Source organism: Ensifer sp. SL37, assembly GCF_026672675.1.
Taxonomy (GTDB): domain Bacteria; phylum Pseudomonadota; class Alphaproteobacteria; order Rhizobiales; family Rhizobiaceae; genus Ensifer; species Ensifer adhaerens.
This window is the reverse complement of record NZ_JAPPRN010000006.1, coordinates 1,630,768-1,643,099: the sequence shown is the minus strand read 5'-3', so window position 1 is coordinate 1,643,099 and position 12,332 is coordinate 1,630,768. Positions and strand designations below refer to the sequence as shown.

Sequence of the window (12,332 nt, the reverse complement as noted above, 5' to 3'; positions counted from 1 at the left end):
AAAAAAGGCGGCCGAAGCCGCCTTTTCCGTGTGCTGTTCAGACTTAGTTGTTCCGGTTGCCCATGAACTGGAGCAGGAACATGAACAGGTTGATGAAGTCGAGGTAGAGCGTCAGCGCGCCCATGATCGCCTTGCGGCCGGCAACGGTGCTGTCATCGGCTTCGTAGTACATTTCCTTGATCTTCTGCGTGTCGTAGGCGGTGAGGCCAGCGAAGATCAGCACGCCGATCACGCTGATCGCGAAGGCGAGCGCCGAAGAGGCGAGGAAGATGTTGACGATCGACGCGATGATGACGCCGAACAGACCCATGATCAGGAACGAGCCCATGCCGGACAGGTCCTTCTTCGTGGTGTAGCCGTAAAGCGACAGGGCGCCGAACGAGGCGGCCGTCACGAAGAACGTCTGAACGATGCTCTGGCCGGTGTAGATCAGGAAGATCGACGACAGCGACAGGCCCATCAGGGCCGCATAGATCCAGAACGTTGTCTGCGCGGCAGAAACGCTCATGCTATTGATGCGGAAGCTCATGAAGAACACGAGCGCCAGCGGCGCCAGCATCACCACCCACTTCAGCGGGCTCGTATAGATCGCAGCACCGAAGGCAGTCAGCTGGCCATCCGAAAACGCCATCTGGAAGGCCAGGTAGGCCGCGACGCCAGTGATCGCCAGACCAAGCGCCATCAGGTTGTAGACCTTCAGCATGTATGCGCGAAGGCCTTCGTCAATCACGGCACCCGCCTGAGCGCCGGCGGGCGACATTCGGGTTTGGTAATTTCTCAGATCAGCCATTGTTTCCTCATTCAAGCTCCGGTGGAAGTTACGGTGTCGGGCGGCGAGTATCGCCCTGGAAGATGAGCTTCCACGCCCAGGCGCCGCTGCGGAGCTCCAGCATGCCTGTGGACAAATATGATGCCGAAACCCGCTGCACACAAGACCCGGCACTCCCGGATTCCGTTGCACCGGGCCGATTCAGGCCGGCGCAATAGGGATTTACGGTTAACTCGGTCCGGTCAAAGTTCGCGCAGGACCGGCGCCGCCTTCTGCCCGAGAATGCGCCATGTACCGGCAAGTCCGATGCCGACCGTCATCACCAGCGCTGCCACAACCGTCACGATCGCCACGTCGGGCAGGAAGCTCGACGGCAGCGTCATGATGCGGTTGACGACGAACCAGGCGGCGATACCACCGGCGAACAGCGCAAAAACTGCGGTTGCAAGACCGAGGATCGCGTATTCGTAGCTGAACGCCTTGATCAGCGTCACCCGCGTTGCCCCCAGCGTCTTCAGGACCACCGCATCATGGACGCGCGCCCGGTTGCCGGCCGCAAGCGCGCCGGCCAGCACCAGCACGGAGGCGACGAGCGCCACGGGCGGCCGCCCGGATCGCCGTTGCCAGCTGACCGAGCAGCCCATTCACAATGTCGAGAGCGTCCTTCACCCGTACGCTGGTGATCGTCGGATAGGCATTGGTGACGGCCTTCAGGACCGCCGCCTCCTCTTCCGGCGTCGCCGACGGATCGATCACAGTCGCCAGCCAGGCATGCGGCGCGCCGGCAAAGGTGTTCGGCGAGAACACCATGACGAAGTTGATCGACAGCGATTCCCACTCGACATTGCGGAAGTTGGCAATCTTGGCGGTGATGTTGCGGCCGAGCACATTGACGGTGACCGTATCGCCGATCTTCAGGCCGAGTTCGCCGGCCTCCTCGGACGAGAACGAAACCAGGGGTTCGCCGCTGTAGTCGGCCGGCCACCAGGCGCCTTCGGACAGCGTCGAATTCTCCGGCTTGTTTTTGGCGTAGGTGATGCCGCGGTCGCCGCGCAGCACCCATTGGCCCGCAGGCGGCACGTTGCGGCTGTTCACGTCCTCACCGTTGAAGGCGGTGATGCGGCCGCGCAGCATCGGCACCTCGATGACCTTGCCCTTCGGGATCGCCTGGTTCAGCACCGAGCGGAAACCTTCAATCTCGCTGCCCTGGATATCGACGAAGAAGAAATTCGGCGCTCGCTCCGCCATGCTTCCGGTGAGTTCGCGGCGCAGATTGCCGTCGATCAGCGCCAGCGTCACCAGAAGCGCCAGACCGAGCCCAAGCGACAGCACGACCGAGGAGGTCAGCGCACCCGGACGGTGAATGTTGCCGATCGCCAGTCTGAGAGCCGGCGAATTGACCCGCGGGCTGCAGCGCGCGAGCCAGGCGATCGCGAGCGCAACGGCCCTGAGCACGATGAAGGCGAAGGCAATCGCGCCGAGGAAGACGAGCGAAATATAGCGGTCGTAAGCCGTAAAGATCGCCAGGCCGGCGAGCGCGGCAAGACACGCGACGGCGCCGAGCAGATAGGGCCAGGCCGGAAAACCCGAGGGATCGAAACCCTGCTGGCGGAAGAGTGCGGTCGCAGGAATGGCGCGCGCCCGTCCGAGCGGCAGGATGGCGAAGGTCAGCGCCGTCAGCACGCCGAACAGGGCGGCAAGCCCGAGCGCGCCCGGATAGAGATGGAAGGCGGTCGAAATCGGCAACAGGTCGGCCAAAAACTGCGCCGCGACAAAGGGGATCAGAGCCCCGATCACGAGCCCGATGACGATGCCGATCAAGGCGATCATCAGGATCTGTGCGAGATAGATCATCGCCACCAACGCCGCGGGCGCGCCCAGGCATTTGAAGGTCGCGATCACGCTGCGCTTGGCATCGAGATAGGCGCGCACCGCATTGGCGACGCCGACGCCGCCGACGATCAGCGCCGTCAGGCCGACAAGCGTCAGGAACTGCGAGAAACGCGTGATGTTGGCCGTCAGCGCCGGTGCTGCGTTGCCGCTGGTGCGGATCGACCAGCCTGCTGCCGGCTGGCTTTTCTCCGCCTCGGTGCGAACGGCCGCGACCCCTGCCGGATCGGCGAGCTTCACCTTGTATGTGTGCTCGACGAGGCTTCCGGTCTGCACCAGTCCCGTCGCCGCCAGGGCTTCGTCCGAGACCATCAGGCGGGGCGCGAAGCCGAAGCCGTCGGAAAGCGCATCCGGCTCGCGCGTGATCGTGCCGGCGATCCGGACACGGGCGTTGCCGAGAAGGATTTCGTCTCCGACCTTAACGTCCAGGCGGTCGAGCAGCAGAGGCGCCACGACCGCACCGAAGACGTCGCCATCGCGTGCGATGAGGTCGTGCAGCGGCCTGTCGGGTTCGCTTTCCAGCGTGCCATAGAGCGGATAGGCCGCATCGACGGCCTTCAGTTCCACCAGGGCTTGATTGGAACCGTCGGGCAGCCGCGCCATAGATCTCAGGCCAGCGGAAACCGCAACGGTTCCAAGACCATCGAGATAGGCGCGCTCTTCGGTCGTTGCGACACGATTGTTAAGCTCGAAGCGAATATCGCCGGCGAGCAGTTCCTGACCCTGCGATGCGATCGTCGCTGTGATCGATTGCGACAGCGAGTTGACGCCGGCAATCGCCGCCGTACCCAGCGCAATGCAGGCGAGGAAGATGTAGAAGCCCTTGAGCCCGCCGCGCATTTCACGCAGCGCCAGCCGCAGGGCAAGCAGCGGCCGCAGCCGTACCGAAGGCGCGCCGATCATGCCGAGGCCGCCTGCTGGACCGGCGCCACGGCCACGGGGTCCGCGGCGCCGCCGGCAACGATCTCGCCCGAGCGCACCCGCACCTGCCGCGCGCAGCGGTCGGCAAGGGCGGCGTCATGGGTCACGAGCACGAGTGTCATGCCGCGGTCACGCTGTTCGGCGAAAAGCAGATCGGCGATCTGCCGTCCGGTTTCGGCGTCGAGGTTGCCGGTTGGTTCGTCGGCGATCAGAAGCTTCGGCGAGGGCGCAAGCGCCCGGGCGATCGCCACCCGCTGCTGCTCGCCGCCCGAGAGCTGGCCGGGATAATGGCTGAGCCGCTCACCGAGGCCGACGGCGACAAGCTCCTTGCGCGCGATCTCGAAGGCGCCCGACACATTGGCCAGTTCGAGCGGCACGGCGACGTTTTCGAGTGCCGTCATGTTGGGAATGAGGTGGAAGGACTGGAAGACGATGCCGATGTTGCGCCCGCGAAAGTCCGCCACCCGGTCCTCGTCGAGCCGGTGCAGCGGCGTGCCGTCGATGACGATCTCGCCGCAATCCAGCCGCTCGAGCCCGGCAAGCACCATCAGCAAAGTCGACTTGCCTGAACCGGACGGGCCGACGATGCCGACCGATTCTCCTGCATTGATCGTCAGGCTCATGCCTTTCAGCACATGCACCGAGGCGGCCGCCTCGCCCAGCGTCAGATCCGCGTTTTTAAGTTCGATGATGGTGCTGGCCAAGCGAAACAACCCTATATGAAACGAAGTGGGGAACAGAAACGGCATTCGGGATTTAGGAACAGGCCCATGGCATTAAAAGGATTTCAACGGGTTTTCTTGGCACTGATGATGACATTTGCGTTATCATGGACGGCACGCGCCGAGACGATCAGCCTCATCGGGTTCGGCGACAGCCTGATGGCGGGTTATCAGCTCCCGCCGGAGGACGCCTTCCCGGCCCGGCTCGAAAAGGCGCTGAAGGAAAAGGGCTTCGACGTGACGATCGCGAACGCCGGCGTTTCCGGCGACACGAGTTCCGGCGGTCTTGCCCGCATCGACTGGTCGGTGCCGGATGGTACCAAGGGCGTGATCCTCGAGCTTGGCGCCAACGACGCGCTGCGCGGCATCGCGCCTGAAGAGACCCGCAAGAACATCGAGGCGATGATCACCCGGCTGAAGGACCGCGGCATCGCCGTGCTGCTCGCCGGCATGATGGCGCCGCCGAACATGGGCGCCGACTACGCCGCCCGCTTCAACCCGATCTATCCGGAACTCGCCAAAAAATATGGGCTGGAACTCTATCCGTTCTTTCTCGACGGCGTGGTGACGGAGGCCAAGCTCAAGCTCGAAGACGGCATGCATCCCAATGGCGACGGCGTCGGCGTCATGGTCGAGAAGGCCCTGCCCGTCGTCGAGCGGTTTCTGGCAACGCTGAACAAGACGGAGTGATGACATCGTCCACAGTTAAGGCAACGTTAATATTCTGAAGCGTCAAATACCAGTTGCGTGCAGATGCGATGCGTGATTCGCTAAGACATCTGCAAGAGATTCGGGGAGCTCGCCATGCCGAGACTATTCACCGCCCTCGAAATTCCGCGCAATGCTGCAATGAGTCTTTCATTGCTGCGCGGAGGTCTTCCCGGAGCTCGCTGGATCGATGTGGAGAACTACCACATCACCCTGCGCTTCATCGGTGACGTCGACTGGCGCACCGCCGACGAGATCATCGACAAACTCGATCGCATCGAACGTCCTGAATTCCAACTGCAACTGAACGGCACCGGCGCCTTCGGCTCGAAGAAGCCTCACTCGGTCTGGGCCGGCGTTACCAACCATCCGGAAATGTATGCGCTGCAGGCCGAAATCGAGCGCATCTGCCAAAGGCTCGGACTGGGGCCGGACCCGCGCAAGTTCACCCCGCACGTGACGCTGGCGCGGCTGCGCTCCAGCCGTGTCGAAGACGTGGTCGAGTACCTCTCGGGGCGCGGCAACTTCATGACCTCGCTGTTCACGGTCTCCCGCTTCGTGCTGCTCTCGTCGCGCGATTCAGTCGGCGGCGGACCGTACCTGACGGAAGAGGTTTTCCCGCTTCACGAGGTGCGTTCGCCGAGCCTTTCGAGCAACGACGAACATCCGGCCTCCAGCATCTGGTAAAGCGCCTCGAAGGCTTCCCGCCCTTCGTAATAGGGATCCGGCACGTCCCGCAGGTCGCCTGACGCATAATCGAGAAAGAGATGCACCTTCTGCGCCGTGCCATCCGGCGCGAGCCTCTTCAGCGTGCGGACATTGTTCTCGTCCATGCCGAGGATGAGGTCGAAATCACTGAAATCTGCCTCCGCCACCTGGCGTCCGCACAGTGTAGAAATATCGATGCCGTGCCGCCGCGCCGTCTCTATCGATCGCCGGTCCGGCGGATCGCCGATATGCCAGGCGCCGGTTCCGGCCGAATCGATCTCCAGCGCTAGAGCCAATCCCTTTTGCTCCGCCAATGCGCGCAACACGCCCTCGGCAAGCGGCGACCGACAGATGTTGCCGAGACAAACGAAAAGAACTCTGACCGGTTTCATGCTATTCAGATTCGAAGGCTGGAGACAGTTGACGCTTATACGCGACAGCTCGGGCTTCGAACAGGCGCATGGGAGGAGACAAGCGATGGCAGCGGAGAGACTGGACGAAGCGACGATTGCCGACAACCTTCACAAGATGGAAGGTTGGGTGCGGGCCGAAGACGGCAACTCGATCTGGAAGGCGTTCCGCTTCAAGAACTTCGTCGAGGCCTTCGGCTTCATGACCGAATGCGCGATCGTCGCCGAGAAGCTCAACCATCACCCGGAATGGTTCAACGTCTACAATCGCGTCGACGTGACGCTGACGACCCATGACGCCGGCGGATTGAGCGAACTCGACTTCAAGCTGGCGACGCGCATGGACAAGGCTGCGGCAGGCCGCATGCCCGATCATTTGAAATAGGACGCGGAATTCCCATATTGAAAGCGCCGGAGCGCCGCGCGTTCACGAGAACGCCTGGCGCCCGAGAATATAGCGGAAGCGGGACGATGGACGACATCAAGATTGGTGAAATTCTCTTGCCTGGCGAAGAATCCGAGCAGGAGCGGCGGGAAAAGCGCGTGAAGCGCCGCTTCTGGCCGACCTTTCGCCGAGCTGCCCGCCAGATCCCATTCAGCCGCGACCTGGTTGCCGCCTATTACTGCGCCATCGATCCGAAGACCCCGACACGCACCCGCGGCATCCTGCTTGCAGCCCTCGCCTACTTCGTGCTGCCGATCGATATCATCCCCGACGTGCTGGCCGTCGTCGGCTTCTCCGATGACGTTGCCGTCTTGACCGCGGCCTTTGCTGCCATCAGCGGGCAGATCAAGGAAACGCACTATACCAAGGCCGACGAGACGCTGGCCGATACGCCGGAGAGCTGACGCCGGACGCCGCCTGTCCGGTTGTGGCGCCGCATTCCCGCCCGAAAGTCAAACTCTTGCCCAATTCTTTGTGGCATAGATCTGCAAGTGACGCTGGTCGCGCGCATTGGTGCGGCTGACGCCATGCAATGGCTTGGGGCAGGAAACCTTCTGGAACGGGCATTCCGAGGCAACGCGCATCCTCGATCGAGCCCGGTTCGGCGAAGGCGCGAATCGGCGGTCGAAAGGCACTGTGCGATGGGGCAAACCGCTCCATTTCGGGGCTAAAGCCGCGGTTTTCGGCCACCGTTGACGGTTTGGTAACCTGAATTAAGTCAAAACAAATCAAATCATGACTACGCGTCGCCCGTCTGACCTGTTTCGGGTGATCGAAAAGCAAGAAAAGCGGCAGGACCTCATGTTTGTAAGAAAGATCGCAACCGCAATCGCACTCGTTCTGGCCACCGCCAGCATGGCTGCCGCCCAGTCTCCGACGCGCATCCAGCAGTTCAACGCCTGGGGCGCCTATTCCTACAATGCCGGCGGCGGCAAGGTCTGCTACGTCCTTTCGGTTCCGAAGGAAAAGAGCCCGGCCGGCGTCGACCATGGCGACATCTTCTTCCTCGTTTCCCAGCGCCCCGGCCAGAACATCAGCTACGAGCCTCAGGCAATGATGGGCTATGCTCTGCAGGAAAACTCCAAGGTCAACGTCGTCATCGACGGCCGCACCTTCGTGATGTTCACCAAGGGCAATTCGGCCTGGGTCGAAAATGCTGCCGAAGAGCCGGCACTGGTTGCCGCCATGAAGAACGGCAAGGCCATGTCGGTCAACGCCAAGTCGCGCAAGGGTACCGCGACCTCCTACTCCTACTCGCTCTCGGGCATCTCCGCTGCGCTGAAGCAGATCGAAGCCTGCAAGTAATCGCGAGACCGAAAGTCACGCGTAGGGGCCGGCTGCAAAGCCGGCCTTTTGCGTTCAAGGGGCCTGCCTCGTGACTCCCAGCCAAAACAATGCTAAAGGGCGGCCAACTTGAGAGCCTCCGCGCCCCGATAGGCCGCTTTCGATGGCTCGACCGATTTCAATTCGCGCATCAGGACGATTTCCGGACCCGCTCTCCGGACGGCCTCTCGCCGTATGACAGGACATCATGAGCATGGCAGCCACTGAAATTCTGAACCGGGTGGAAATCGCCAAGGCGCCGCAGGTGCGCGCAGCCGTAGAGGCGGAAAAGCCGTCGCTGATCGGACTTCTGCGCGGGGACATGGCCAAGGCACTGGTCGAAAAGGGCGTGCCAGAACGCCAGGTCAAGATGCGCGTCAGCCAGCTCTGGCACTGGCTCTACGTGCGTGGCGTCTCCGACTTCGATCACATGACGAACGTGTCCAAGGACATGCGCGAGATGCTGAAGCAGCATTTCACCATCGCGCGCCCGGAGATCGTCGAGGAACAGATTTCCGGCGACGGCACCCGCAAGTGGCTGTTGCGCTTCCCGGCGCGCGGCGCCGGACGACCGGTCGAGATCGAGACCGTCTACATTCCCGAGGAAGGCCGCGGCACGCTCTGCATTTCGAGCCAAGTCGGCTGCACGCTCACCTGCTCCTTCTGTCACACCGGCACGCAGAAGCTGGTGCGCAACCTGACGGCCGAGGAAATCCTCGCGCAGCTGCTGCTTGCCCGCGACCGGCTCGGCGACTTCCCGGAGCGCGACACCCCGCAGGGCGCGATCGTGCCGGCCGAAGGCCGCAAGATCACCAACATCGTGATGATGGGCATGGGCGAGCCGCTCTATAATTTCGAGCAGGTCAAGACCGCCCTTCTGATCGCCTCTGACGGCGAAGGCCTGTCGCTGTCCAAGCGCCGCATCACGCTGTCGACCTCAGGCATCGTGCCGGAAATCTATCGCACCGGCGAAGAGATCGGCGTCATGCTGGCGATCTCGCTGCATGCCGTGCGCGACGACCTGCGCGACATGCTGGTGCCCATCAACAAGAAGTACCCGCTGAAGGAACTGATGGACGCCTGCCGCGCCTATCCCGGCCTTTCCAACGCCCGCCGCATCACCTTCGAATACGTGATGCTGAAGGACGTCAACGACAGCCTCGAAGACGCCAAGCAGTTGGTGAAGCTCCTGAAGGGTGTGCCCGCGAAGATCAACCTCATCCCCTTCAACCCCTGGCCGGGCACCAACTACCAGTGTTCCGACTGGGAGCACATCGAGAAGTTTGCCGACTTCATCAACCAGGCCGGCTACGCCTCGCCTATCCGCACACCACGCGGCCGCGACATCCTTGCCGCCTGCGGCCAGCTGAAGTCGGAATCCGAGCGCATGCGCAAGGTCGACCGCCTCGCCTTCGAAGCGATGATGATCGCCAATCACGGCGAAGATTGAGACGAAGCGCCTCCTCGGGTCCTTCGTTCCTCGCCCATCACCCATCGATGAAGAACTTTGATGGGTGATGCAGTTCCTATCGATTGATTTCATGTCATCGGTTTCCTAAGAAAGCGGGACATCAATTGGAGGACAACCCATGCGCTCACTTCTCATCGCCCTTGCCGCCACGGTGGCATTCACCCTGCCCGCCCGTGCCGATGAGGTGACCGTCGCCGTAACCGCGATCGTCGAGCATCCGGCACTCGACGCGGCACGCGACGGCGTGAAGGACGCGCTGACCGCCGCCGGCTACAAGGAAGGCGAGAACCTCAAGTTCATCTACGAGTCGGCCCAGGGCAACCCGGCGACCGCCGCGCAGATCGCCCGCCAGTTCGCAGGCGAAGCGCCGAACGTGATCGTTCCGATCTCGACGCCGTCGGCACAGGCGGTCGTCTCCTCGACCCGCGATATCCCGGTCGTCTTCACCGCCGTTTCCGACCCGGTCGGCGCCCAGCTGGTCAAGGACATGGACAAGCCCGGCGGTAACGTCACTGGCCTCTCCGACATGTCGCCGGTTGCCGAACACGTCGCCCTGATCAAGGAAATCCTGCCGAACGCCAAGTCGATCGGCTACCTCTACAATTCCGGCGAAGCCAACTCCGTTTCGCTGCTCGCGGTGCTGAAGACCGAGGCCGAAAAGGCCGGCCTGACCGTCGTCGAGTCCGCCGCGACCAAGTCGGCTGAAGTCCAGGGTGCTGCCCGTGCCCTCGTCGGCCGCGCCGATGCGATCTACGTACCCACCGACAACACGATCATCTCCGCACTTGAAGGTGCCGTCGCCGTCGCCGAAGAAGCCAAGCTGCCGCTCTTCACCGCCGACACGGACTCGGTTGCCCGCGGCTCGCTCGCAGCCCTCGGCTTCAACTACTACGACGTCGGCAAGCAGACTGGCGAAATCGTCGTTCGCATCCTCAAGGGCGAAAACCCGGGTGATATCGGCGTCAAGGTTGCCGCCGGTTCCGACCTGGTGATCAACAAGAAGGCCGCCGAGAAAATGGGCGTCACCCTTCCGGAAAGTGTCGTAAAGCGCGCAACCCGCGTCGTTGAATAAGGCTTTAGGCCTTTTCAGGTTCAAGTTTGTTGCGTTTTGCCCGCCTCCGTTCCATACGGGGGCGGTTCGCTATGAGGGGCCCGGAATACCGGAGGCCGCTCCAAGTTTCTAAGCCGCACATGCGCCCGGCCGTGCGCCCCATGTGCCAAGCGGGAGCGTCGCGCTCATAAGCACAATCAGGCGCGACAGGTAGAAAAGAGGGTCTGGGGTTGAGTCTAATTGCTTTCTGGGGAGCCGTGGAGCTGGGGCTGGTCTATGCCTTCGTTGCCCTCGGCGTCTTTCTCGCATTCCGGGTTCTCGATTTTCCCGACCTCACGGTCGACGGATCGTTTCCGCTGGGCGCCGCCGTCACCGCAGTGCTGATCATCGCCGGCGTCAATCCGTGGCTTGCCGCCTGCGTGGCGATGGTCGCGGGTGCCGCAGCCGGCATCGTCACGGCGATGCTCAACGTGCGCTTCAAGATCCTCAACCTGCTCGCCTCGATCCTGACGATGATCGCGCTGTTCTCGGTCAACCTGCGCGTCATGGGCAAGCCGAACGTCGCGCTGATCAACGCCGACACGATGCTGTCACCCTTCTACGGCCTCGGCTTGCGCGATTTCTACGTCCGGCCGCTGTTTATCGGCGTGCTCGTGGTCGTCGCCGTCATCATCGTCTGGCGCTTCCTTGAGAGCGATGCCGGCCTTGCGATGCGCGCCACTGGCGCCAATGCCCGCATGGCCCGCGCACAGGGCGTCGACACCAACCGCCAGATCTATCTCGGCATGGCGATCTCCAACGCGCTCGTCGCCTTCGGTGGCGCGCTGTTCGCCCAGACCAACGGCTTTGCTGACGTCACCTCGGGTGTCGGCACCATCGTCGTCGGGCTTGCGGCGGTCATCATCGGCGAGACGCTGCTCGGTGCCCGCGGCATCCTGATTGCGCTGATCGGCTGCGTGCTCGGCTCGATCCTCTACCGCATAGCGATCCAGCTGGCGCTGTCGACCGACATGCTCGGCCTGCAGGCCTCCGACCTCAACTTCGTGACCGCGGCACTCGTCACCTTCGCCCTCGTCCTTCCCCGTCTGCGTCGTGGAGGTGCGGCATGATCAGCGTCAACAACATCGAGGTCATCTTCGGCAAGGGCACGCCGCTGCAGAAGCAGGCGCTGAACGGCGTCAGCCTGACGATCGAGCAGGGCTCCTTCGTCACCGTCATTGGCTCCAACGGCGCCGGCAAGTCGACGTTGCTCGGCGTGCTCGCCGGCGATGTGCTGCCGAGTGCCGGCCAGGTGACGATCGGCAAGACAGACGTCAGCCGCAAGGGTACCGCTGCGCGCGCGGGCCTCGTCGCTCGCGTCTTCCAGGATCCGCTGACCGGCAGCTGCGGCGCGCTCTCGATCGAGGAAAACCTGGCACTCGCCGCCAAGCGTGGCGAAGCCCGCGGCCTCACAGCCGCCCTCGGCCCGAAGCGCCGCGAACATTTCCGCGAACGCATCGCCGAGCTCAACCTCGGCCTTGAAAACCGCATGGGCGACCGCATGGACCTTCTGTCCGGTGGCCAGCGCCAGGCGGTCTCGCTGGTCATGGCGACGCTCGCAGGCTCCGAAGTGCTGCTGCTCGACGAGCATACGGCAGCCCTCGACCCTGGCATGGCCGAGTTCGTGATGAACCTGACGCAGAAGATCGTCTCCGAGCGCAAGCTCACGACGATGATGGTCACCCATTCGATGCGCCAGGCACTCGACTACGGCCACCGCACCATCATGCTCCACGGCGGCGAGATCGTGCTCGACGTCGCCGGCGACAGCCGCAAGGAACTGCAGGTCGAGGACCTGATCGCCATGTTCCGCCGCATCCGCGGCCAGACGCTCGACGACGATGCGCTGCTGATCGGCTGAGTACAGAAGACTAA

General features: G+C 63.0%; 12 protein-coding genes and 1 pseudogene. 9 read left to right on the top strand and 4 right to left on the bottom strand.

The window, feature by feature from the left end; genetic code table 11:
- Positions 1-43: 43 nt before the first annotated feature.
- The 3 genes and pseudogenes from OVA00_RS20025 to OVA00_RS20015 form a co-directional block, all read right to left on the bottom strand.
- Entirely contained in the window at positions 44-790 is a 747-nt protein-coding gene (locus OVA00_RS20025) for a Bax inhibitor-1/YccA family protein (RefSeq protein ID WP_034802850.1), read from the bottom strand.
- Between the two features lie 221 nt (positions 791-1,011).
- Positions 1,012-3,562: pseudogene (locus OVA00_RS20020) on the bottom strand (ABC transporter permease).
- Positions 3,559-4,284, bottom strand: a complete 726-nt coding sequence (locus tag OVA00_RS20015) for an ABC transporter ATP-binding protein (protein ID WP_268089521.1) — start codon at positions 4,282-4,284, stop codon at positions 3,559-3,561. The pseudogene OVA00_RS20020 and the gene OVA00_RS20015 overlap by 4 nt, the downstream one beginning before the upstream one ends.
- A gap of 66 nt (positions 4,285-4,350) precedes the next feature.
- Between OVA00_RS20015 and OVA00_RS20010 the strand changes: the two genes are divergently transcribed.
- Both OVA00_RS20010 and thpR read left to right on the top strand, forming a co-directional pair.
- Positions 4,351-4,992, top strand: coding sequence for an arylesterase (locus tag OVA00_RS20010; RefSeq protein ID WP_060521462.1), 642 nt, complete (start codon positions 4,351-4,353; stop codon positions 4,990-4,992).
- 114 nt (positions 4,993-5,106) lie between these two features.
- Positions 5,107-5,697: an RNA 2',3'-cyclic phosphodiesterase gene (gene thpR, locus OVA00_RS20005; protein ID WP_060521463.1), complete on the top strand. Its 591-nt coding sequence runs from the start codon at positions 5,107-5,109 to the stop codon at positions 5,695-5,697.
- Here thpR and OVA00_RS20000 read toward each other — a convergent pair.
- Positions 5,634-6,110, bottom strand: coding sequence for a low molecular weight protein-tyrosine-phosphatase (locus OVA00_RS20000; RefSeq protein ID WP_083523857.1), 477 nt, complete (start codon positions 6,108-6,110; stop codon positions 5,634-5,636). The two genes, thpR and OVA00_RS20000, sit on opposite strands and share 64 nt — an antisense overlap.
- Before the next feature lie 85 nt (positions 6,111-6,195).
- Between OVA00_RS20000 and OVA00_RS19995 the strand changes: the two genes are divergently transcribed.
- The 7 genes from OVA00_RS19995 (at position 6,196) to OVA00_RS19965 (ending at position 12,318) form a co-directional block, all read left to right on the top strand.
- Positions 6,196-6,513, top strand: a complete 318-nt coding sequence (locus OVA00_RS19995; protein WP_268089520.1) for a 4a-hydroxytetrahydrobiopterin dehydratase — start codon at positions 6,196-6,198, stop codon at positions 6,511-6,513.
- An 86-nt stretch (positions 6,514-6,599) separates the two neighbouring features.
- The gene (locus OVA00_RS19990) at positions 6,600-6,977 is read left to right on the top strand and encodes a YkvA family protein (protein ID WP_034802857.1); all 378 of its coding nucleotides are present in this window, start codon (positions 6,600-6,602) and stop codon (positions 6,975-6,977) included.
- A gap of 397 nt (positions 6,978-7,374) precedes the next feature.
- Positions 7,375-7,878, top strand: a complete 504-nt coding sequence (locus OVA00_RS19985; protein ID WP_034803141.1) for an invasion associated locus B family protein — start codon at positions 7,375-7,377, stop codon at positions 7,876-7,878.
- A 232-nt stretch (positions 7,879-8,110) separates the two neighbouring features.
- Positions 8,111-9,346, top strand: a complete 1,236-nt coding sequence (gene rlmN / locus OVA00_RS19980; RefSeq protein WP_268089519.1) for a 23S rRNA (adenine(2503)-C(2))-methyltransferase RlmN — start codon at positions 8,111-8,113, stop codon at positions 9,344-9,346.
- A gap of 139 nt (positions 9,347-9,485) precedes the next feature.
- Entirely contained in the window at positions 9,486-10,439 is a 954-nt protein-coding gene (locus OVA00_RS19975) for an ABC transporter substrate-binding protein (protein WP_090295239.1), read from the top strand.
- A gap of 209 nt (positions 10,440-10,648) precedes the next feature.
- Positions 10,649-11,527, top strand: a complete 879-nt coding sequence (locus OVA00_RS19970; RefSeq protein ID WP_043622284.1) for an ABC transporter permease — start codon at positions 10,649-10,651, stop codon at positions 11,525-11,527.
- Positions 11,524-12,318 (top strand): ABC transporter ATP-binding protein, encoded by a 795-nt coding sequence (locus OVA00_RS19965; protein ID WP_034802864.1) that lies wholly within the window; start codon positions 11,524-11,526, stop codon positions 12,316-12,318. The genes OVA00_RS19970 and OVA00_RS19965 overlap by 4 nt, the downstream gene beginning before the upstream one ends.
- Positions 12,319-12,332 lie beyond the last annotated feature (14 nt).

Bases quoted from the DNA above. Each gene is read 5' to 3' on its own strand.
- OVA00_RS20010 (WP_060521462.1), top strand. From the start codon at position 4,351: ATGGCATTAAAAGGATTTCAACGGGTTTTCTTGGCACTGATGATGACA.
- OVA00_RS19985 (WP_034803141.1), top strand. From the start codon at position 7,375: ATGTTTGTAAGAAAGATCGCAACCGCAATCGCACTCGTTCTGGCCACC.
- OVA00_RS20000 (WP_083523857.1), bottom strand. From the start codon at position 6,110: ATGAAACCGGTCAGAGTTCTTTTCGTTTGTCTCGGCAACATCTGTCGG.
- thpR (WP_060521463.1), top strand. From the start codon at position 5,107: ATGCCGAGACTATTCACCGCCCTCGAAATTCCGCGCAATGCTGCAATG.
- rlmN (WP_268089519.1), top strand. From the start codon at position 8,111: ATGGCAGCCACTGAAATTCTGAACCGGGTGGAAATCGCCAAGGCGCCG.
- OVA00_RS19965 (WP_034802864.1), top strand. From the start codon at position 11,524: ATGATCAGCGTCAACAACATCGAGGTCATCTTCGGCAAGGGCACGCCG.
- OVA00_RS19990 (WP_034802857.1), top strand. From the start codon at position 6,600: ATGGACGACATCAAGATTGGTGAAATTCTCTTGCCTGGCGAAGAATCC.
- OVA00_RS20025 (WP_034802850.1), bottom strand. From the start codon at position 790: ATGGCTGATCTGAGAAATTACCAAACCCGAATGTCGCCCGCCGGCGCT.
- OVA00_RS19975 (WP_090295239.1), top strand. From the start codon at position 9,486: ATGCGCTCACTTCTCATCGCCCTTGCCGCCACGGTGGCATTCACCCTG.
- OVA00_RS19995 (WP_268089520.1), top strand. From the start codon at position 6,196: ATGGCAGCGGAGAGACTGGACGAAGCGACGATTGCCGACAACCTTCAC.